The sequence below is a fragment of the Psychrobacter sp. AOP7-B1-24 genome, from assembly GCF_052376215.1.
Classification (GTDB): Bacteria; Pseudomonadota; Gammaproteobacteria; order Pseudomonadales; family Moraxellaceae; genus Psychrobacter.
Genome location: NZ_JBQSVL010000002.1, coordinates 54,866 through 76,071 on the forward strand (window position 1 = coordinate 54,866; position 21,206 = coordinate 76,071).

A 21,206-nucleotide genomic window follows, 5' to 3' on the forward strand; every position below is an offset into this window, starting at 1 on the left:
AATCATGATTCATTGTAGATACTGCAAAACTAACAAAGCGGAGGGTGATTATTACAAGTCATCTATCCGCAGTGATGGTAAGTCTGGCGACTGCAAAGAGTGCATACGCGCCAAGGCTAGAACCAACAGAGCTAATAATATCGAGGCTCGCCGCGAGTTCGATAGACAACGTGCTAACAATCCTGAGCGTGTACAAGCGCGTAAGGATTATCAGCAGACTGAGCGAGGTCAGCAGCGAGCAAGTGCGGCTAAACGTGCTTATGCCGAACGCAATCCACTGATACGCCAAGCGCACAATGCAGTTAATAACGCCTTGCGTGACGGCAAGATAGCTAGAGCTTCTTGTTGCGAGACTTGCCAGCGTGAATCTGAATTACATGGTCATCATTGCGACTATAACAAGCTGCTGGATGTTATGTGGCTGTGCGATCCATGTCATAAGCAGTGGCATAAAGATAATACGCCAATCTACTGTGACGAGCGCAAGCTGGCTTGACGGTCAGTTTTAACTTTTTGGAATAACGATTTGCAGCCGTAAGCTGCTATTCGTTGATGGCTGAAATACCACCGTACAGGTGGCTTAGAAATCACCAACTAGCTGATGCCAGTTGCCCAAACTTTTATCACCGCATAGGTGACTTATGCAGCAACTCTACCCTACTACGGAAAACATTATGAACACAAAAGCAGCAACAATTATCGATATCAAGGCGACCGACACAACCAGGTATGCCCAAGCGACGCAGGTGGCATCGTCGCAGATCATGTTCACTGATACAAATCAGGGCGTTATTGAAGTAAACCCCAAGAAGCCTTGGGAAGAAAGCCATCATCTCTGTTATGTAAGGCGCTCAATCACAAGCGAGCAAAAAGGCTTGTACGGCATTCATCACAGAGAGCTGGACGGTGCTGACTACTACAAAAATGTCTTAAGTGACGTTATGGCCAAGGTTGAGACAGACTATATCGTCTGTCACGACGCAAAGCAGATTATGCAGCTATTATCTAACGCTGGCGTGCCAACAGATGCTTTTAACTTCATCTGCATGTCGTCTGTGATCAAAAAAACTGTACCCAAACATGGGTAACTACACGATAGCGACTCTGATCTATGAGTTTTGCGAGAACACAGCAATCAGTTATATGCCGCACAACTGGCATGGTCGCTATGACGCGACGTTTATGCGTCACGTATTTAAGCAAGTCAGCATCTTAAATGGCTTGTTCACAATGCAAGATTGGTACGAATTAACACCGGAGGTGGCACATGGCTAAAGCTAAAAACCGCGATAAGCGCAAAAAAGCGCAAGCAAAGAAGGTTAATCAGGCGCGTGCTAAAGAGCCGCAATTTTATGATGGCTATATGGTTATCCCTTTAGATCCATCGCTGGGTGACACTCAAGTACGTGATCGCTGCCAGTTCTTTGATGAGTTTAGAGACAAGGGTATTATCAATGAGGTTTTGGGCTACCCTCATCGTTATAAGATGACGGCCCATGTTTTCAGCCGTCAATACGGCAAAGCTGTTGCTACGGTTGATAAAGACTGTCTCAGCGAACGTAGAACCATTCCAGAAATGGCGCAAATAGCGTTTGCAGCAGCGCGAGAGAAAGAGAATGATATTGACATGCCAGGCTCTTACGTTGTACTGCGAGCACAAAAGCTGACCGATAAAGAGCGTAAGGCGATAGATGCTGAACGACTGATTGAGAAAAAACAAGTGCCACTCATGGTCCTAAATTACGCAAAAGCAGAGCAGATGATAAAAAAAGAATTAGGGTTGATGTCAACGACAAAACAAGGGAGTCAAGCAGCATGAACACGCCAGCAATGATTATCGACTTTGAAGCAACCGACGTGAGTAAAGAAGCGGAAGCGACACAGCTTGGGTGGCGCAATGTTCGTTTTGATAAAAAAGGCTCTATACGTGCGGACCTAGATCATCTACCAAGCCCACCTCGTAGCTTATCTATTCTTTGCACGCCTGATCGCGCTATAAGCTATGGCGCTATGGCTGTTAGTCATATAACGATGGATAACTTAAAAGGCACTCATAACCATAAAGACCTTATACCAACCCTGCTACCTGAAGGTGAAGCCTACATCATAGGTCATAACGTGGATTTTGATATTCAAGTCGCTGCTAATGCTGGCGTCGATGTTAGCCAATATAAGGCTATCTGTACGCAAGCACTGGCGCGTCGATTACTACCTGACCTGGATAGTCATTCGTTAGGCGCACTCACCTACGCTATTAATCCTGAGCTAGCACGTAAGTATTGTCGCAATGCTCACAATGCTGGTTATGACGTGACGTTCACGCTATGGCTGCTTGAGTGCTTATGCGAGATTGGGTTCTTCACTAGCATGGAACAGTTATATCTTGCCAGCGAGGAAGCGCGGATTCCGCTTACTTTTACGTTTGGTAAGCACCAGGGTAAAACCATCAAGGACATAGCGGTCACTGATCGCGGTTACTTACAGTGGATTATAAAAAATCACGACAATGCTTATCTGGTTAAGGCGTGTCTCGATGCCATAACTGGCAATATTAATATTAACGTGTAGGAGTCGGCTGTGAATAATAAAAAAGAAGTGAATGGTAGGTTTTTTGATGCCGAAGTAAGGTGCGAGAGGTTTATCCCTATCTATATGTGCTTGGCTGAACGACCAAGCCAAGACTTGCTGGACGCCGTGCTTGAAGAAGAGAGTGTTTGCGATCTGCTAGACCTACCCCACGATATTGAGCCATCGGAAGTTTACGAGATGCTGTATCACAAAAACAAACTTGGGTTTTTGGCAGAGTTCGCTACGCCTAAGCCCATGCAGTTTAATAGCGATGGTAGCTCATGGGTTAGTGGTTGGGGGTATTACCAAAAAAAATGGTTTTACTCGAATGATATAGAGGCTCTTGAGTTAGCGGCCGTACAGTGGGCTAATGAGCAATTTGAAGAGTGTAAGGCTGAGTCGATGAAGGAGAAGCAAGGTGGATAAAGAACGCATAGACAAGATGGCGCTTGCCAGCGGCCTTGAGCATAAAAAACTTGATGATGGATCAATGGGTTTTCGTCCGTATATCTACAAACTTGTGGACATGGTCGAAAGCGCAGTCAGTCATGAGTACGACACTCAACGCAAAAAGGACCAGCAAGACTTAACGGCATTGCGGCAGCAAGTCCAAAACTTGGCTGGCGAGAATATCAGGTTGCGAGCCGCTATTGGCAATGCGCGTGAATGTTTAGATGAGGTGTCTAATGGGTGATTTTAAACATCTAACAGGTTGTTCTGACTTCAACCACTTAATGCTTTTTAAGCAAGCGCCCTTATCGATTGGTAGTCAGTTACTACATATCCCTACCACCAATTACAAGTACGATCTGTATTTTCACATTCATGACGAAGATACGATCAAGGTTTCATTGTGGCGCTACTTTAGCAGCAGTTGGGATAGCGAAGAAAAAGATAGCTTTCTGATATCTAGTGATAGCTATGTGAATAACATCGGTTATGTAGATAACGAGCTGTCCAAGGCTGAATCTCATGTAAACGTTAACTGCATCTGGCTTGAACAGTCAGCAGTGCAAGATATTTTCAAACATTATAAATCCTTTGCGCTGTCTAACGCGCAAATGGGTTTTGAATTTCAATAGTGAGGTGATTTATGGGTGATGCTAATTGTCCGGAATGTGGCGGCGGTTATGAAGTGAGTAGTGTGTTGGTTATGGACGGCGAAATACTGACCGCGACTTGCAACGACTGCCAAACTGAATTTGATGTTGAAGCAAGTGTTTCTTTTAATATGGCTTGATGGAGAACGACAATGATTAGATGGTTGAGTATGAAGGAAACAGCAAACGAGCTGGGGTTTAAAGACCCTCGCACCTTCCGCGATAATTATATGGACCAATACCCACCAGATAGAACCAACAAGCAATTAAAATGGTGGAAACAATCAACGGTCGATAGAATAAAAGAAATAGAGTTTTTAGATGAAGAAATTACAGACGAGGAAGGCGCTTAATGCGCCTTTTTTTATGCCTGTGTGTAAATCCAAGGCGTGACAATATCAGACCACCACCGCATTAATCGCACGCGCTCATCCCAATAGTCTGCGCGATTATAAGCAAATCGGCCTTTATTCTCCGGTACGTGCGCCAGGTGACGCTCGATAACGTCTTTATCAAACTCTTTTGAGGCGTTGGCGTGTGTCGATAGCAATGATCTAAAGCCGTGTGTCGTCATCTTGCCAGCCCCAGCCGCACGCTTGATAGCGGCCAGTGGTGTCTCGGTAGGCATGTGTTCCCAAGGTTTGCTTTTCTTTTTAAAAACATACTCATCATTGGTACGATTGTTATAAAGCTCGCGCAATATCTCAAGCGGCTTTTCGGTCAGCGGGATCATATGCTCTTGGCGCATCTTCATTCTGTGCGCTGGTATGAGCCAGATACCATTTTCTAAATCAAACTCCCCTGTGTCCCATCTTGATTTTGCAAGCTCGCTTGGACGGCAGGCAAGATAATTATATAAGGCGATTGCTTGCTTGGTTTCAAACTGCATGTCCATATAGTTAAGCTTGGTCCAAAATTTTGGCATTTCAGTAATAGGTAGGCAGGCCATGTTAATAACTTTGCGCGACGGTATCATCTTGCTGACCAATGAGCAAGGATTGTTCTGCACATAATCTTTGGCCAGTGCATAATCAAACAGCGAGTTAAGCAGACGCAAGCATCTATTGGCCGTCTCTATGGTGCCATTGGCAATAAGTAGGCTAATCTCATTCGATATCATGGCGCGATTCACGTCATTGGCTTTTACTTTAGCAATGCGGTGGGTCACAAGCTCCAATCGATAGACCACCGTGTCGTGATACTTTTGGCTTGTCCAGGCTGGCGAGTACACAGACAGCCACTCCTTCACCAAGTCCTCAACCAGTATGTCGTTATAACCCATGATTGCCTGACGCTGCATTTCTTGCGCCAATGTGCGAGCATCTTTAAGTGATAGTACCGGGTAAGTGCCTAGCTTTGTTCGTGTGCGCTTGCCAGCCTTAATATAAGCAAGAACCCAAGACTTTTGACCGGACGGCATAACGTCAATCGACAACCCATCGCCCAATGATTTTGAGTAGCGCTTATCCGCTGGCTTGAGTGCTTTTATCTGCTGGTCTTTGGTTATCATCGTCGTCAATCCCGTGTGTCAGTGCGTGTGTACCTTGTGTGCATTAATACTATGATTGACTATGCTTGTCAATGCTTAACTATGTCCTATTAACGTCGGTATAGGCACTAAAAAACCCCTTGAAACGTAGTGTTTTAAGGGGTTTGGTAGGTTTTTACGTCTTACTTTGTTTAACTATGTTTTACATTGTCTAACTATATTTGGTGGAGATGGCGGGAGTTGAACCCGCGTCCGCCAGCATTACGCTCATGAATCTACATGTTTAGTTTCTGTCTTTAGTTTTAGTCCGCACCGATCCGACAGTCAGGATGGATTGGACGATTCTCTACTTTTGAACCCAAGCGATTGAGACAATCCCTTGTGGCGAACCTATATGCGGACGCTTCAACTGGGCTAACCAACTATAGGTAATCAGCAGCGCAGTAAGCAGGGTTTATGCTGCTAGAGCGTAATTTTCGTCGTTTGCGACTATAACAATATATGTTTAATTTACGAGAGGACATATACTCTCGACATGCATCATTAAGTTTCATTACCAGCGTCGAAGCCAGAACATCCCCAATAAGGTCAGTTATTATATAGTAGGTAGTGGGTAGGTTTCAACCTTTATAAACCCTGTATTACATTACGTTACAGCTCAATTATCTAGGCCAAGACGCCATTTAACCATTGACCGATAGCTTGAATCTGCGGCATACAGACCTGATGCGCCATTGGATAAGTATGATAAGCCACATTATAGCCCTTTTCTGATAGCAGCTGCTGTGCCTGCTCGCCTAACACAGCAGGAACCACCGGATCGTGAGTACCATGCTCAATCAAAATTGGCATATCTTTATTAGCGGTACTATAATCAATATTATCATTGGTTGCCAAGTACGTAGAGAGTGTCATCAAGCCAGCCAAACGCTTTGGATAGCCAAGTGCCACATGATATGCCACTGCCCCGCCCTGCGAAAACCCTGCAATAACAATATGCTCAGGAGCCACGCCGCGCTCAACTTCACGAGCAATTAAATCATTGATTTGTTGAGTAGACCCTTCAATTTGAGCGACATCGATTTTACGCTCAAGGCTCATCTCCAAAATATCGTACCATGCTGGCATGACCATACCGCCATTTACCGTCACGGCACGCTTGGGCGCATGCGGAAAAACAAACCGTACTGCCATGTCTTTAGACAATCCAAGTTGCGGTACCACAGGCTCAAAATCGTGACCACTCGCCCCTAAACCATGTAACCAAATAACAGCTCGGTCTACTGTCTTGTTAGCAGGATTGTGCTCAACGATAACAGCGTCTAAATAGTCAGTCATAACGTATCCTTAATATTGTTTGAATGTTCAACAAAACTTAATTGAAAATAAAATATTTTTGTAACAGTCACTGCTTTGTCATCATTTTTTAAAAATTATCAGTTAACTTAATATATGAATCAATGAACGCAATGTTGTATTTATTTTTTTAACTTTTTGTAGGGACAGTTTACATGACAATGTCAGATAATTCAGTGGCTAGGCTGAATCAAATCAAAAATCCATCCTTTAAAGCATTCAAACAAATTAATATGATCATGGCATTGACTGCCGCTTCTACGCTATCAATGGCCGCAGATGATATACGCACTACCACGTTGACTCAAACGTCCCATCAAACTATTAAACCCTCACTAAAACAGTCACCCAAAACCTTGCCAGCTAAGCCTCAAGCTTATACTTATGGTGTGCGGCCCTTTTATTTGGTCAACGATATGGACGCAGGACCATTAAAAGACGAGCTGATGTCTTGTAGTGCGCAAACGCCTAGCAAAACCGACTTTTCTATTGCCCATCGCGGCGCACCTTTACAGCTACCAGAACACACTTATGACAGCTACCTCGCCTCAGCGCAAATGGGCGCTGGCATATTAGAATGCGATGTGGCTTTTACCAACGATGGCGAGCTGGTCTGTCGCCACGCACAAGACGATCTGCATACCACTACGAGTATTCTTGCGACACCGCTCGCCGAACAGTGCACCGTACCACCTATCATAGATGCCAATGGTGTACTGACCAATGCCGACAGTATTGAATGCCGCACCTCAGACATTAGTGTCAATGAATTTAAGACCCTGACAGGGAAAATGGATGCCGCAGATAAAACCGCCACTAACCTAAACGACTATATGAATGCAACGGCTGCATGGCGAACCGATTTATATTCGCAAAATGGCCAAGTTTTAACGTTAAAAGAACATATTCAGCTTGCCCAAAGCCTCGGTATGAAACACACGCCAGAGCTAAAATCACCAGCAGTTACCATGCCATTTAACGGCTATAGCGTAGATGCTTATCGTCAGCAGTTGATTGACACTTACAAAGACGCAGGCGTGGCTGCCAGTGACGTGTTTGCTCAGTCGTTTAATATTGAAGATGTCGATTACTGGATTAAACATGAGCCTGATTTTGGTGCGAATGCCATTTACCTAATCGACGATAGCAATGAGACCGCAACTGGCAAAACCTTTGATAACAATGACCCCACTACATGGAAACACTCTCTCACTAATATCAAAGCGCGTGGTATTAAAACCATCGCACCGCCACCTTGGATATTGGTCACCACTGACGCGACAGGTAAAATGATACCGTCCGCTTATGCCAAACAAGCCAAAGCGCTTAATTTGGATATTGTTACTTGGTCACTAGAGCGCTCAGAGCCTTTAGCCTCTGGAGGTGGTTGGTATTATAGTGATTTGGATAAGGCGATTAATAACGATGGCGATATGATGACTTATATCGATGTGTTGGCACAAGACGTTGGGGTAAAAGGTATTTTTTCTGACTGGCCAGCAACCGTTACCTACTATGCAAACTGTAAGGGCTTGAGCTAATAACGGCTTAACTCTTTCTATCGAGATCGATTGATTAATCCCAAATCATCTCTGTTTATTATTGGCAAGGTCAACCAAGTCGCCACTTGGTTGACCTTTTTTGTACTGCACACATAACCACGCGCCTATTTTTCCATCAATTTTTCATCGCTTTTGATAAGCATTATCAGAATGCCTTGGGACTTTTGTGCTAGGATAATCTCAACAACTTTAGGGCTTTTTTATCACGCCTACATACAAACTGTATTCAGCAGAGTCGGCACTGACAATATTTGTGCGATGATGATTGATGAATTAACCAACCGTCGCGTCAAACACGCCACTTTTTACACATTTTTATTAAATAAGTATACCGTCATGACTCATATTTTATTGGTAGAAGATGATCCCGCTATCGCGATGTCGCTCAAAGTCACTTGCAAACGTGAGGGCTGGCAGATAACTTGGTTAGACAATGCCAGCAGCGTACTGCCGATGTTACACAGTGAAGAGGCAAAAACGCTATCCGCCATTATTTTGGACGTAGGATTGCCAGATGGTGATGGTTTAAGCCTATGTCAGCAAATACGTCATACCTCTGATATAGACGATTTAAAAGATCTACCAATCGTATTTTTGACCGCTCGTAGTGATGAAGTTGATCGCATATTGGGGTTGGAGATGGGCGGCGATGATTACTGTGCCAAGCCCTTTAGTCCGCGCGAATTGGTCGCACGCCTAAAAGCCATTTGGCGGCGTGAGCAATTGCTGTCTCAACAGTCTGCCATACAGTCCACATCAGCAGATGATATTGCGAACGATAACGCTACTAACAACATGTCAGGGCAAGCGTTAACCTTTGAGTGTCAATCTGGTGTTTGGCATTATCAACCGCTCAATTACTCGTTAATGTGGCAAGAGCAAAAGCTTGAGCTGAGTAATACCGAGCGCAAAATCTTGTTGACCTTATTACAAGCACCCAATCAGGTATTCAGTCGCGAGCAGTTACTAAATGCGGTTAGTGATTATCCTGATCATCGTCTGGCTCGAACGATAGACAGTCACATTAAGGCGATTCGTAAGCAATTGGCGACTGTCGATGCTAGCACTGATGTCATTCATACGCATCGCGGGCTAGGTTATGCGTTGTGCCCTGCTTAGCACTCTATAACTACCAACTGTACTGATAACTATATGAGTCATAAAACAAATAAAATTGATGATAATAGCGCGAAAAACAGCTCTACTCATCATACTCATGCCAGCCAAAGCAATTGGTATGCAAAGCTACATCCCATTGGCACGGTACAGCAAACGACTGAGCCAAAAAAACTGCTGAATTTAAGTATATTTTTTAGAATATGGTTAGCCGTTGCTTTAGTACTGAGCATTTGCGGTGTGGCCGCGTTTACGCAACTGTTTGGTTATGTCAAACCAACCGCGCAGCAAGTCATCGAAGATACCTTATTAGATACCAGCAAATTACTTGCAGCCAGTTTGCAAATACCCTTGTCTTCAGGACAGCTATATGATGAGGCCTATCAAGCAAGACTTGATACCGTATTTATTGGCACGCCAGAAATGAGTAAAACCAGAGAGCCGAAGTATAAAAGTAAAAATCATAGCAGCTTTCGGATATACGTAACGGACAAGACAGGTATGGTCATATATGACTCTTTGCCTGAGCCTAATAACGACGAAGGACAAGATTACAGTCGCTGGAACGATGTATATCTGACTCTAAAAGGTCAATATGGCGCAAGAAGCACGACACAAGATCGTTATCAGCGCGATGGTACGATTATGTATGTGGCACAGCCGATAAAAGATGAAGCTGGCAATCTAATTGGCATCGTCAGTGTCGGCAAACCAGTCGCTAGCGTACTGCCTTATTTGGATGATACGCGCAATCGCATGCTGGTTACCGCGCTGTTTATGAGTATTGCTGCTCTTATTTTGGCAGGGCTAGTGGCATGGTGGCTCAAGCAAAGCATCACACTCGTGACTCAATATACAGGCGCACTGGCTGAAGATACCAAAAAGCCCTATTTTTATTTAGGTCATGAGCTCAACAGCCTCACAGATACCATTGAATCGATGAAACACCGATTAGAAAACCGAGCGTATGTCACTGACTACGTCCATACCCTCACCCATGAGCTTAAAAGCCCCTTAACGGCCATTCGTGCCAGTGGCGAGCTATTAGAAGATGACGGAGTTGATAATAGCCTGCTTGATAATACAGACCGGCAGATGCTCATCGAAACTATTGGCGAACAAAGCATCAAAATGCAGCAATTAATTGATCGGCTGCTTTTACTTGCCAAAGTTGAGCAACCCAGTTTTAAGCTAAATCGGCAATTAACACCTCTATTGCCTGTGTTACAAACGCTCAAAAAAGACAATGCCGCTAAATTACAACAGCAACAGCTACCGCCGATCGATATCTATATTAATGATATATTATTGACTGATAAAACCAATTTATCGCCAGAATCACTAGCAAACACCCATGTATTTGCAGATCAATTTTGGTTAGTGCAGGTATTGCAGAATATATTGGACAACGCCATTTATTTTGCCAAAAACACAGTCACTATTCGGCTGTATAGCCATGCACACACCCTAAACATTGATATTTTTAACGATGGTAAGTTACTACCTGATTATGCGGTTGATAAAGCATTTGACCGTTATTTTAGCCTATCGCATCAGAGCCAAGCTGCCACGCATTCAGATGAGTCCTCCAAAGTGGCGACCCCTCAGGCACAGCCGCATACAACGAGCAACACTCTCAAGAAAGGCACTGGCCTTGGTTTGACCTTAGTAAAACAAGTCATCGAACATCATGGAGGTCAGGTTGCGATTAACAATGTCAATAGCAACGAAGACGCTAAAAATGACAAGGCTAATGCTACTAAATACCCACATTCTGGCGTAATGGTGAGTATCACCCTACCTTTGGCGAAAGCATAAAATACAGACCCACGCATCCTTCACTTTAACGACAGTTCATACATTTTCCATCACTCCTGCATAGAATTTCTATTTCTTTTTTTTACGATAGCGTTATTCAAATTCGTAATCATCATTAAAGGTAGAAAGTCTATGCAACCCTCATCTATTAAAAACCCTGTAATCAAAAATCAGCTTATTGACAAACATTTTGCCAAGAATCGTTTGGTTGAAAACGATTTGATTGAGAACTTGCTAGGTCATAGTCGTCATCATTGCGCACAGACTTTGTCCAATCAAGGCATCGATAGTATTGAGTTTGGGCATTGGCTCGCCATCCCTAGTCAGCAGCTATTATTGGTATTTCGCCATCAACGCTGTGTGGCAGTTGATGCTTATCAAATAGCGGCTTAAGCATTCACTCACTGCGCTAGACCTTTTGATCATCCACAAAAAAGCCTTATGTTAGCGCTAATGATTTCTGATTAGAGCTAACATAGGGCTTTATCAGTTACTTTACGATCAAAATACTGGTGTTGGCATTGATACTAATACCATTCACAAAAATTAGAGTAGCAAGGAAAAAGAGTGCAAGCACTACACGTTGTAGGCTAAGCGATTTTGACACAGCTAATCGTATTCTTGTGAATGGTATAATATTAAGACTATGTAATCGACTCAACTGGCTGCTCGACATCGGCGTTCTGACCACGATGACGCAGGTAATGATCGAGCAACACAATCGCTAGCATGGCTTCTGCGATAGGCGTGGCACGCACACCAACACACGGATCATGACGACCTTTGGTCAGCATATCGATTGACTCGCCTTGAATATTGATACTCTTGCCAGCCGTGGTAATACTAGAAGTTGGCTTGAGGGCGATACTGACACGAATGTCTTGCCCTGAGGAGATACCGCCCAAGATACCGCCAGCATGATTGGCAGTGAAACCGTCTGGTGTCAGCTCATCACGAGCGCTATGACCGAACTGTCCAGCCACCGCCATACCATCACCAACCTCAACACCTTTAACGGCATTGATACTCATCATAGCATGCGCAATATCAGCATCCAAACGATCAAACACTGGCTCACCAAGTCCCACTGGTACACCGCTTGCGATAACTTCTAGACGCGCACCACAGCTGGTACCTTCACGGCGCAGGCTGTCTATCAAGGTCTCAAAACGGCTCACTGCTTCTTTGTCAGCACAAAAAAACGGATTGCTGTTCACAAAATCCCAGTCAATCTTACTAGCGTCTGCTGCGTTGCTATACTCATTACCAATCTGCGTCACATGACCACGGACTTGCACACCCAGTCGGTCTTGCAGATACTTTTTGGCAATCGCACCAGCCGCGACTCGCATTGCTGTTTCGCGTGCTGAAGAACGCCCACCACCACGATAATCACGAAAACCATACTTCATACTATAAGTGTAATCGGCATGACCCGGACGAAAAGTATCTTTAATCTCGCTATAGTCTTTTGATTTTTGATTGGTATTTCGAATCAATAAACCAATCGATGTGCCCGTCGTTTTACCTTCGAACACACCAGAGATAATTTCCACTTCATCAGACTCACGGCGCTGGGTAGAATACTTGGACGTCCCCGGCTTACGGCGATCCAAATCTATCTGCAAATCATCTGCAGATAATATCAATCCTGGTGGCACGCCATCAACGATTGCCATAAGACCTGAACCATGCGACTCACCGCACGTGGTAACCGTAAAAACCTGCCCAATACTATTGCCTGCCATAACTATCCTTAAACCAGTAAACGCTACTGATGACTATTTAACCAATCGTTTGTACTTTTTTATTTGTGACTGTCGAGGTTTATACTTGGCTATTGAATACTGTCTAAGAGCTGAACATAAGCAGCAAATAGCTGACGATGTGACACAAGCTCATCATAAGTAATCGCAAAGACACCATGACCGCCATGAGCAAACTTGAGCCAGTCAAACTGAATTTCAGGATAGGCTTGTTTTAATGCCCATTCGCTGTCGCCCACTTCACAGATAAGCAAGCCTTCTGGACTCAAGTAATCTGGCGCTTCAAACAAGATGCGATGTACCAAATCTAAGCCGTCTTGACCCGCTGCTAGCGCATGCTCAGGCTCATATAAGAACTCAGGTGGCAAATCAGCCATAATCGCTGCATCAACATACGGCGGATTGGTCACGATAAGCTCATATTGATTTTCAGTCGGAATCTTAGCAAACAAATCTGACTCAATCACATTGACTTGATGACCAAGGTCATGGTGGTCGACATTGACCATGGCCACTTCGAGCGCGCCTTTATCGATATCAACAGCGTCCACTAAGGCATCGACGAAGCGAGTCGCAAGGGCAATAGCAATACAGCCAGAACCTGTACACATATCCAAAACACGCTCAGGCTGCGACAGTTGCTTTACGTCTAAACCATGATCATAAAACACGGCGCCTTGCTCATTAGGACTGCTCCCTAACGGCTTAGCCAACTCAGTCACCTCAAAGTAAGGGTGAAACTGCTGACGTATCAGTTCTGCTATCGGTGAGCGCGGAATCAACACACGCTCATCCACATAGAAAGGCAAATCGCAGAAATAGGACAAGTTAATCAAGTAACTGAGTGGCTTACGCTCTGCGATACGCTCTTCTAACAGGCTAAGCACCAACTGTTTTTCTGATGTGGTCAAACGACAATCAAGAATTTGCTCATTTGCAGACCAGTCTAGCGATAAGGAATGTAATACAATCGCAGAGGCCTCAGCGAACTCATCTGTCGTGCCTTGTGCAACGACCACATCGTAATTACGCAACTGAGTCACAGAAAAACGGATGAAATCACGAATACTAACGAGCTGCTCACGCGCTTCTTCTAACTCGGCGTGTAAATTAGCAAACTGATCGTCTTCACCTAAGAGTCCAGTTTCTAAATCGAATGACATATTATCTTCTGAACCTTCAGATCCATTGTCATTGAAGTACTGATTTTGAAACTCTTCTGCGCTCATTGTTTGGTCTTCTGACATATCATACCTTGCTGATTACATGGTCGTTGACTACATGTGGGTGAGTTAAATTGCTTGCTGTTAAAAATCGATTTATTCACTAGGCGTGTGAATGTAAACCTAGTCGTATATTATAGACATAAACGCTAAGTAGCGCCAACACTTGCGCTTTTGTGCCCATAGAAATAATGCGAAAGATAACAAACCTTTATAAAATAATTGGGTCTTGAGCTGTATATACTCTCGTTAAGATATTACCCAACTGTAGTGAATACGTCAGCAGTTGACGTTTAGCAAGCATTAAATGAAAAAAGATGTGTCTAAAGTTTGCGAAGCATCTAAAGTTTGCGCATAATAGCTGCATTAGCACAAACTACAAGTGATTTAACATGATGAAAATAAAGCCTATTGTTACCGCGCTATCTATCGCTATTGTGAGCGCTAGTGCGATTGCCGCCACTACTGACAGTACTCGCACATTGCCAGTACGTACAGCCGACTCACTCGCCAAAAAAGTTAGCCTCGATGTGCAAGAAAATCGTAGCAATTCACTAGGTAGCGGTTCGTCAGCTGATAGTATGACGCAATTAATCGATTCAAAAGAAGACACAGAGTCAGCCGCTGCAGATAATATGAGTGCTGTAGAGCTGACACGTAAAGATGAGCAAGCTGATCGTAATGACGATATTACCGAAGGTCAAGCTGTTGCGGCGCCTAGCGATATATCCTCGATCGACTCATCTGACCCACTCTCTTTCGAATTACCTGAGAGTGAAAAACGTCAAGATTTTAGCAACGATCCGACCATCAAAAATATCGAAAGTAAGAATGGTAAGAGATACACCACGCTTAACTTGTCAAACTATGCCAAACAAGTCAATGAGTCAGTTTGGTCGCCGAATATGAAAGTCAACTCAGCCATGACGATTAAGATGCAGGCGTTACTCGACTGGAACCATGCATCTCCTGGTCCTATCGATGGTGGCTGGGGTATGAATAGTAAGAAAGCCCTTACCAATTTTCAGAAGATGAAAGGCTTGTCAGCAACCGGTAAAATGGACCAAAAAACATGGAATGCTTTGATTAAAGACATTCCAACCAACAAACCCGTATTGGTTACTTATACCTTGACGCAAGAAGACCTAGATACTAAATTTGCGACCACCCCGTCTGGTTCAGAAGCCAAGTCGAAGATGAAGGGGTTGTATTATCAAGACATCAAAGAGATGTTAGGCGAACGTTTCCACATGGATGTGCGCTACTTAGATAAGCTCAACAAAAACAAAACGTACAAAGTTGGTGAGACTATCACGGTACTTAATACCCGTGGCGAGCTTAACCAACGCATCAACCGTATCGTTGCCAATAAAGCAGACAAAACACTGTATGCCTATAACGGCGATAAACTGGTTGCTACCTATCCGACCACCGTTGGTAGTGATGCTACACCGTCACCAAAAGGTACGTTTAAAATCATCAATAAGGTTAAAATGCCTTGGTATAAATCTACTGTCGGTAAAGGTGCTCAAAAGAAAGTTCATATGATCGCACCAGGACCAAACAATCCAGTAGGTGTCGTATGGATGGGACTGTCTAAACCTTCTTATGGTTTGCACGGTTCACCAGTACCTGAAGGCATCAGCCGCCAAGGCTCAGCAGGTTGTGTTCGTTTGACCAACTGGGATGTACTAGAAGTTTATGCCAATGTTGAAAACGGAGCCACTGTCGAGCTCAAATAGTTTTCCACCGTAATCACCAAAAAAGACTTTGATATATATCAAGGTCTTTTTTATGTCTAAATATAAAGTCATGTTGAGCAAGTGCAAGCTTTCTTACGCTTCATAACCTTCTTCATTTCCAGTAATACTACCAACTTTTTTAGTAAAAAATAAACCTGCAGGAATAGATACCAAAATGCCTAATGCGACTGCTATTTGAACATGCAATATCTCATTAAAACCTGTTACTAAAGTGGCAACTATAAACACGCCAATGGTAACGGTTGCTGCTATTGAATAAATGACAGAGAATAATGGCCAGTTCATAAGATATTCCTTACTTTTATTGTGGATATAACACATTTATACATTAATCCCATATTAAAAGTAAGTATTTAATATGACCCTAGATAGCAGCCATAAAGGATGAATAAAAAACAAACCCATGCTATTATTAAGGTTTTAATTTTTAGTGCTGCGAAGCTAGCAAAAACCACTTATGCAGCGGCTACCACTCCATAAGCACTATATATCCTCAGCCGCAAAAAAATCATATATCTTTATCTGTTTATCATTACAATAATAACTTTCTTTTATTCTTTAGAAAGCTACCTGCCATGACACCTTCTGAAAAAGACACCATTAACGACTCTGTCATCTCAGAGAAGACACGAGACGATACTCATACGCCAAATGAACAAAATGTCTCGGTTAATGCTGCAGCGCCTGACTTAAATCATTCCGAAAACCTTGATGAGGATGAGAATGAATTCGGCGAAGATATGTCAGGTGCCCAGCCACCTGAAACCAAAGTCGTCATAGAATCACTCAGTGAGGATATAGCCGTGGCGTCTTTAGAGCCCTCTGACAACACTACACCTGAATCAGAGACACCTGATCTGGCAACTCAAACATCTGAAACTCAAACATCTACTGACAATACAGGCCTTGAAACACCACATGAGACGGATAATACAAGCAACACCTCAGAAACTACCGAAAACTTAGAAAGCACCAAATCAAATGAACAAACCTCTCACGATGAGGCCGATGCTAAAGTAACTGCTAAAACAGAAAATATGCAGCATTTAGAAAAAAGCCAAAGCACCACTGATACACAACCTAATGATTCGGTAGCAGCCACAACGCCACTTTCTGATCGGAATGTAAAAACAAACACGTCAGAAAACAAGAATGAAGAGAGTCAAAGAAAAGAAACGATAGAAGATGACCTGGATCAAGAAAGCGACGATTCTGGACAAGAAAGTGCTGGGCAGGAAGAAGATGTCAAAGAAGAAAAAGAAGCCAAACTTGAGTCTTATAAGCAATTTGTCGCTGAGCAATTTAGCAATCAAAAAGTAGACTATCCCGAAGTACGAGTCAGAATTGAAGCCAATGCACTGCCTAGTCGAATGTATTTCATTATGAATATACTTTCGGCTATTATTGCCAGTTATGGACTGGTGACCAACTCGGCAGCTGTCGTTATTGGAGCCATGCTCGTTGCTATGATGCTAGGCCCAATTACTGGCATAGCACTGGCTATCATTGACCACCGTATGCCGCTACTGCGCAGGTCGCTCATCACTATGCTAGTTGGTGTGTCATTGGTAATATTCGTTGGGTTTATAGTTGGGTGGCTGCACAAAGATCAGCCTTTAACAGCAGAAATACTGTCGCGTACTCAACCAACATCCATGGATTTAATGATTGCTCTAGCGGGCGGTACTGCAGGTGCCTATGCGATGGTATCACCACATCTCTCGGTTGCCGTTGTGGGCGTAGCCGTTGCCACAGCATTGGTGCCACCGCTTGCGGCTAGTGGTATTTTATTTGCTAACGGTGAGGTACAGCTCGGGCTTGGTGCTTTTTTATTAGCAATAACCAACATTATTGCCATTCAATTTACCAATGCGCTTGTCTTATGGGTTTTAGGATTTCGCCGTTTGGTTGATGATGACTACAAATCCAACACTTACTTAACTTTTTTGCGGCGCAATGCCGTGACGTTAATATTGTTAGGCGTATTAGGAACTTACTTGTCAATCAACTTACAGGGCAATGCTAAGCAACAAAAGTTTGAGAGTAACGTAAAAGAAACCATCAATAGTTACTTTATCAATAAAGGCAACGTGCTGACCAATACACAGTTCGATACCGTAGATGAATATCAAGTGGTGCGAGCAGTGATCCGTGGTGAGACAACACCGAGCTCATACGATGTACGTCAGATTGAATCTGTTATTACCCAAGATATGGCTGATAATTTCCCCAACTATTTACCCATTAAACTACAACTACGCTACTTCCCAGTGCAAGTCATAGAATCCAATCCACTGGTAAAAGATAAGTTGGATGAAACCGATGCAGCGATTTTAGCCAATTAGGACATGTTCTAGGGCGTGTCCTCAATTCAAACGAGTGTCATTTGAATAGGCTATAAATGATTAAATGTACATAATAACCCTGCAGTTGTAACTCTTGTACCAAGAGCTTGGACGTTTGTGCTAAAATCGCTTGCAAAATTATTTTTTAACCTACCCAACTCTATCCGTCAGTAAGGAGCCGCTGTGAGCCAGCCATTTCGCTCAGCCGATATTCGCCAAGCCTTTATCGATTTTTTTATAAGCAAGCAGCACACCCAAGTCTCATCATCTAGTCTGATTCCACACAACGACCCGACATTGCTATTTACCAATGCTGGCATGAATCAGTTTAAAGAGACTTTTTTGGGTATGGAACCACGTGACTATACACGTGCTGTGACCTCGCAAAAATGTGTGCGTGCAGGCGGCAAGCACAACGATTTAGACAATGTTGGCTACACCGCGCGTCATCATACTTTTTTTGAAATGCTCGGAAACTTCTCGTTTGGTGATTATTTCAAGCAAGCAGGCATCGAATACATCTGGGAGTTTCTGACTTCAGATAAATGGTTGGCGATCGACAAAGACCGTCTCTATGTCACTATTTATGAGACTGATGACGAAGCTTTTGAGATTTGGAACAAAGACATTGGTATCCCAAGCGACCGTATCATTCGTATTGGTGACAATAAAGGCGCACCATATGCGTCTGATAACTTTTGGACGATGGGTGACACCGGTCCTTGTGGTCCTTGTACCGAAGTTTTTTATGATCATGGTGCCGATGTTGAAGGTGGCTTGCCAGGTACCCCAGAAGAAGATGGCGACCGCTTTATTGAAATTTGGAACTGCGTATTTATGCAGTTTAACCGTCAAAAGGACGGTACATTATTACCGTTGCCAGCGCCAAGTGTCGATACAGGTATGGGGCTTGAGCGTATCAGTGCCATCATGCAAGGCGTTCATGGTAACTATGAGATAGATTTGTTTGTTCATTTGATGGATGCAGCCGCTGAGATTTTAGAGATTACCAATGAGCAGCAGTCATCGCTAAAAGTCATCGCTGATCATATTCGTGCCGTGTCGTTTTTGATTGCTGATGGCGTCACGCCAAGCAACGAAGGCCGTGGTTATGTGCTGCGCCGTGTCATTCGTCGTGCGGTACGCCATGGTAACAAGCTTGGTGCAGACAGTGAGTTTTTCTATAAAATGGTTGCGCCACTGGTCGCTGAAATGGGTACTGCCTACCCTGAGCTAAAAGAAAAACAAAGCATCATCGAAAATGCCATTCAAAAAGAAGAAGCACAGTTTGCCAAAACGCTAGCGCAAGGCCTGCGCTTGCTTGCCACTGAACTCGAAGGCTTACAAGATGGTGATACGCTCTCTGGTGAAGCAGCCTTTAAGCTGTATGACACTTATGGCTTCCCGCTTGATTTGACCGCTGACATCACTCGTGAGCGCGGCATCGTGATTGACGAAGCTGAGTTCGATGAGCATATGCAAGCACAACGTGAGCGCGCGCGCGATGCCGGTAAATTTGATGTTGATTATAGCAGTGTTATTCAAGTCGAGACACCAACGACCTTTATCGGTTACGAGCAGCTTGAAGAAAATGGCGTAACCATTGATGCGCTTTATCAAGACGGCAACCCAGCTGACAGCTTAGCAGAGGGAATGGAAGGCGTCGTAGTACTTGATCGCACACCTTTCTATGCCGAAGGTGGTGGTCAGGTTGGTGAGCTGGGCGAGATTCGTACTGAATCAGGTGTCTTTGAAGTCCAAGACACCAAAAAATCTGGTCAAGCCATTATCCATCATGGTGTTGTCACCATGGGTGAAATTACGACCAAGCAAACGGCAGATGCCCAAGTGCTTTCTAGCATTCGTGCTGCCAGTGCCAAAAACCACTCGGCCACTCACCTATTGCATGCCGCGCTAAGAGAAGTTTTGGGTGATACGGTATCGCAAAAAGGCTCACTGGTTTCAAGTGACGTACTACGTTTTGACTTTGCTTACGACAAGCCCGTTAGTCCTGCTGAAATTAGCCGTATCGAACACTTAGTCAATGAACAAATCCAAGCCAACACTCCTACTCGTATCGAACACATGTCTATTGATGAAGCCATGAATCAAGGCGCGATGGCACTGTTTGGTGAAAAATACGGTAGTGAGGTTCGTGTACTCACTATGGGTACAGACACTATCGTAGATGGTCAACGCAAGCCTTTCTCTATTGAGCTATGTGGTGGTTTGCATGTGCAGCGTACTGGTGATATCGGTGTCTTAAAAATCACTAGCGAATCAGGTATCGCCGCTGGTATTCGCCGTATTGAAGCCGTTACTGGCATGAATGCGATCAAAAATATTCAGCAAGGTGAACAGCAATTAAGCGAGCTTGCCAGTCAGCTAAAAGTAAAACGCCCAGACGTGGCTCAGCGTGTACGCACTATGGCTGATAAGCAACGTGATCTAGAAAAACAACTAGAGCGCTTACAACAAAAAATCGCTAGTGCTCAAGCGGCTAACTTACTCGATGACGTGCAAACTATTGCCGGCACACCAGTGCTTATTAGCACATTAAGCGGTATCGATGGCAAATCTATCCGTACGCTAATGGACGATATCAAATCAAAACTGCCTGATAGCGTGATTGTATTGATTGGTGATAAGGACGAGCAGTTAGCACTAGCTGCTAGCGTGGCAAAACCTGTTACAGCTAAAATAAAAGCAGGTGATATTATCCGTCATTTGGCAAGTGAGTTGGGCGGTAAAGGTGGCGGTAAGCCTGATTACGCACAGGGCGGCGCACCAAAATCGGCCAATACAAGTGCTGTTGTTAGTGCACTGCCTGCTTGGATTGAAGCTCAGCTTGGCTAATAGCCCAACTGATCACAGCGCTTATTTAGTTCATATATAGTCGATTGGTTATAATAGCTATAACCAATCGCCATACATCTAAGCGCTACTGGCACTTAACGTTGTGACGTAGATATGATATAAAGGTCAACGTTTAAACATATCGTTCATCTATGACCTACTAAGTACGACTAGTAAATAAACAGCATAGGGCGCAACTCTTATAATACGGCTTTATTTATGCAAGCATTGATTGAGCGTCACA

At 43.9% G+C, this 21,206-nt stretch carries 22 protein-coding genes and 1 other RNA gene; 17 read left to right on the forward strand and 6 right to left on the reverse strand.

Annotated features, from left to right (window positions below; translation table 11 throughout):
- Nucleotides 1-4: 4 nt before the first annotated feature.
- From ACT3QP_RS00845 to ACT3QP_RS00890, 10 genes are all read left to right on the forward strand, one after another.
- The gene (locus ACT3QP_RS00845) at nt 5-496 is read left to right on the forward strand and encodes a hypothetical protein (protein ID WP_444524113.1); all 492 of its coding nucleotides are present in this window, start codon (nt 5-7) and stop codon (nt 494-496) included.
- 178 nt (nt 497-674) lie between these two features.
- Nucleotides 675-1,088, forward strand: a complete 414-nt coding sequence (locus ACT3QP_RS00850) for a hypothetical protein (protein WP_444524114.1) — start codon at nt 675-677, stop codon at nt 1,086-1,088.
- Complete coding sequence (locus ACT3QP_RS00855; protein ID WP_444524115.1) at nt 1,081-1,275, forward strand: hypothetical protein; 195 nt, start codon at nt 1,081-1,083, stop codon at nt 1,273-1,275. The genes ACT3QP_RS00850 and ACT3QP_RS00855 overlap by 8 nt, the downstream gene beginning before the upstream one ends.
- A complete protein-coding gene (locus tag ACT3QP_RS00860) occupies nt 1,268-1,819 on the forward strand; it encodes a hypothetical protein (RefSeq protein WP_444524116.1) in 552 nt (183 codons plus the stop codon). Before ACT3QP_RS00855 ends, ACT3QP_RS00860 begins: the two co-directional genes overlap by 8 nt.
- Nucleotides 1,816-2,568, forward strand: coding sequence for an exodeoxyribonuclease X C-terminal domain-containing protein (locus tag ACT3QP_RS00865; protein WP_444524117.1), 753 nt, complete (start codon nt 1,816-1,818; stop codon nt 2,566-2,568). Before ACT3QP_RS00860 ends, ACT3QP_RS00865 begins: the two co-directional genes overlap by 4 nt.
- A gap of 9 nt (nt 2,569-2,577) precedes the next feature.
- Complete coding sequence (locus ACT3QP_RS00870) at nt 2,578-2,994, forward strand: hypothetical protein (protein ID WP_444524118.1); 417 nt, start codon at nt 2,578-2,580, stop codon at nt 2,992-2,994.
- A complete protein-coding gene (locus tag ACT3QP_RS00875; protein WP_444524119.1) occupies nt 2,987-3,262 on the forward strand; it encodes a hypothetical protein in 276 nt (91 codons plus the stop codon). The genes ACT3QP_RS00870 and ACT3QP_RS00875 overlap by 8 nt, the downstream gene beginning before the upstream one ends.
- On the forward strand, nt 3,255-3,650 hold the full coding sequence (locus ACT3QP_RS00880; protein ID WP_444524120.1) for a hypothetical protein: 396 nt from the start codon (nt 3,255-3,257) through the stop codon (nt 3,648-3,650). Before ACT3QP_RS00875 ends, ACT3QP_RS00880 begins: the two co-directional genes overlap by 8 nt.
- Before the next feature lie 11 nt (nt 3,651-3,661).
- Nucleotides 3,662-3,808: a hypothetical protein gene (locus ACT3QP_RS00885; RefSeq protein WP_333614230.1), complete on the forward strand. Its 147-nt coding sequence runs from the start codon at nt 3,662-3,664 to the stop codon at nt 3,806-3,808.
- 12 nt (nt 3,809-3,820) lie between these two features.
- The gene (locus ACT3QP_RS00890) at nt 3,821-4,021 is read left to right on the forward strand and encodes a hypothetical protein (RefSeq protein ID WP_444524121.1); all 201 of its coding nucleotides are present in this window, start codon (nt 3,821-3,823) and stop codon (nt 4,019-4,021) included.
- An 11-nt stretch (nt 4,022-4,032) separates the two neighbouring features.
- On the opposite strand, the gene ACT3QP_RS00895 is transcribed toward ACT3QP_RS00890, so the two are convergent.
- From ACT3QP_RS00895 to ACT3QP_RS00905, 3 genes are all read right to left on the reverse strand, one after another.
- The gene (locus ACT3QP_RS00895) at nt 4,033-5,178 is read right to left on the reverse strand and encodes a tyrosine-type recombinase/integrase (protein WP_444524122.1); all 1,146 of its coding nucleotides are present in this window, start codon (nt 5,176-5,178) and stop codon (nt 4,033-4,035) included.
- Nucleotides 5,179-5,379: 201 nt separating this feature from the next.
- Nucleotides 5,380-5,738: a transfer-messenger RNA gene (ssrA, locus tag ACT3QP_RS00900) on the reverse strand.
- Between the two features lie 85 nt (nt 5,739-5,823).
- Nucleotides 5,824-6,495: an alpha/beta hydrolase gene (locus ACT3QP_RS00905; protein ID WP_442061893.1), complete on the reverse strand. Its 672-nt coding sequence runs from the start codon at nt 6,493-6,495 to the stop codon at nt 5,824-5,826.
- Nucleotides 6,496-6,668: 173 nt separating this feature from the next.
- Between ACT3QP_RS00905 and ACT3QP_RS00910 the strand changes: the two genes are divergently transcribed.
- The 4 genes from ACT3QP_RS00910 to ACT3QP_RS00925 all read left to right on the forward strand — a co-directional run bounded on the left by ACT3QP_RS00910 (nt 6,669) and on the right by ACT3QP_RS00925 (nt 11,402).
- Nucleotides 6,669-8,054: a glycerophosphodiester phosphodiesterase family protein gene (locus ACT3QP_RS00910; protein ID WP_444524123.1), complete on the forward strand. Its 1,386-nt coding sequence runs from the start codon at nt 6,669-6,671 to the stop codon at nt 8,052-8,054.
- Between the two features lie 357 nt (nt 8,055-8,411).
- Nucleotides 8,412-9,194: a response regulator gene (locus ACT3QP_RS00915; protein ID WP_444524124.1), complete on the forward strand. Its 783-nt coding sequence runs from the start codon at nt 8,412-8,414 to the stop codon at nt 9,192-9,194.
- A 33-nt stretch (nt 9,195-9,227) separates the two neighbouring features.
- Complete coding sequence (creC, locus tag ACT3QP_RS00920; protein ID WP_444524125.1) at nt 9,228-11,009, forward strand: two-component system sensor histidine kinase CreC; 1,782 nt, start codon at nt 9,228-9,230, stop codon at nt 11,007-11,009.
- Nucleotides 11,010-11,141: 132 nt separating this feature from the next.
- Complete coding sequence (locus tag ACT3QP_RS00925) at nt 11,142-11,402, forward strand: hypothetical protein (RefSeq protein ID WP_444524126.1); 261 nt, start codon at nt 11,142-11,144, stop codon at nt 11,400-11,402.
- A 251-nt stretch (nt 11,403-11,653) separates the two neighbouring features.
- Here the strand turns inward: ACT3QP_RS00925 and aroC are convergent, their stop codons facing one another.
- Nucleotides 11,654-12,757, reverse strand: coding sequence for a chorismate synthase (aroC, locus tag ACT3QP_RS00930; protein ID WP_444524127.1), 1,104 nt, complete (start codon nt 12,755-12,757; stop codon nt 11,654-11,656).
- Between the two features lie 89 nt (nt 12,758-12,846).
- Nucleotides 12,847-14,022 carry a 50S ribosomal protein L3 N(5)-glutamine methyltransferase gene (prmB, locus tag ACT3QP_RS00935; protein WP_444524128.1) on the reverse strand — a complete coding sequence of 392 codons (1,176 nt, stop codon included), beginning with the start codon at nt 14,020-14,022 and terminating at the stop codon, nt 12,847-12,849.
- 368 nt (nt 14,023-14,390) lie between these two features.
- Between prmB and ACT3QP_RS00940 the strand changes: the two genes are divergently transcribed.
- Nucleotides 14,391-15,740, forward strand: coding sequence for a L,D-transpeptidase family protein (locus tag ACT3QP_RS00940; RefSeq protein ID WP_444524129.1), 1,350 nt, complete (start codon nt 14,391-14,393; stop codon nt 15,738-15,740).
- Between the two features lie 93 nt (nt 15,741-15,833).
- Here ACT3QP_RS00940 and ACT3QP_RS00945 read toward each other — a convergent pair whose 3' ends face one another.
- The gene (locus ACT3QP_RS00945; RefSeq protein WP_444524130.1) at nt 15,834-16,046 is read right to left on the reverse strand and encodes a hypothetical protein; all 213 of its coding nucleotides are present in this window, start codon (nt 16,044-16,046) and stop codon (nt 15,834-15,836) included.
- 290 nt (nt 16,047-16,336) lie between these two features.
- Here ACT3QP_RS00945 and ACT3QP_RS00950 point away from each other — a divergent pair, with 290 nt between their 5' ends.
- A complete protein-coding gene (locus ACT3QP_RS00950) occupies nt 16,337-18,106 on the forward strand; it encodes a DUF389 domain-containing protein (RefSeq protein WP_444524131.1) in 1,770 nt (589 codons plus the stop codon).
- Between the two features lie 183 nt (nt 18,107-18,289).
- The gene (gene alaS, locus ACT3QP_RS00955; protein WP_444524132.1) at nt 18,290-20,962 is read left to right on the forward strand and encodes an alanine--tRNA ligase; all 2,673 of its coding nucleotides are present in this window, start codon (nt 18,290-18,292) and stop codon (nt 20,960-20,962) included.
- Nucleotides 20,963-21,206 lie beyond the last annotated feature (244 nt).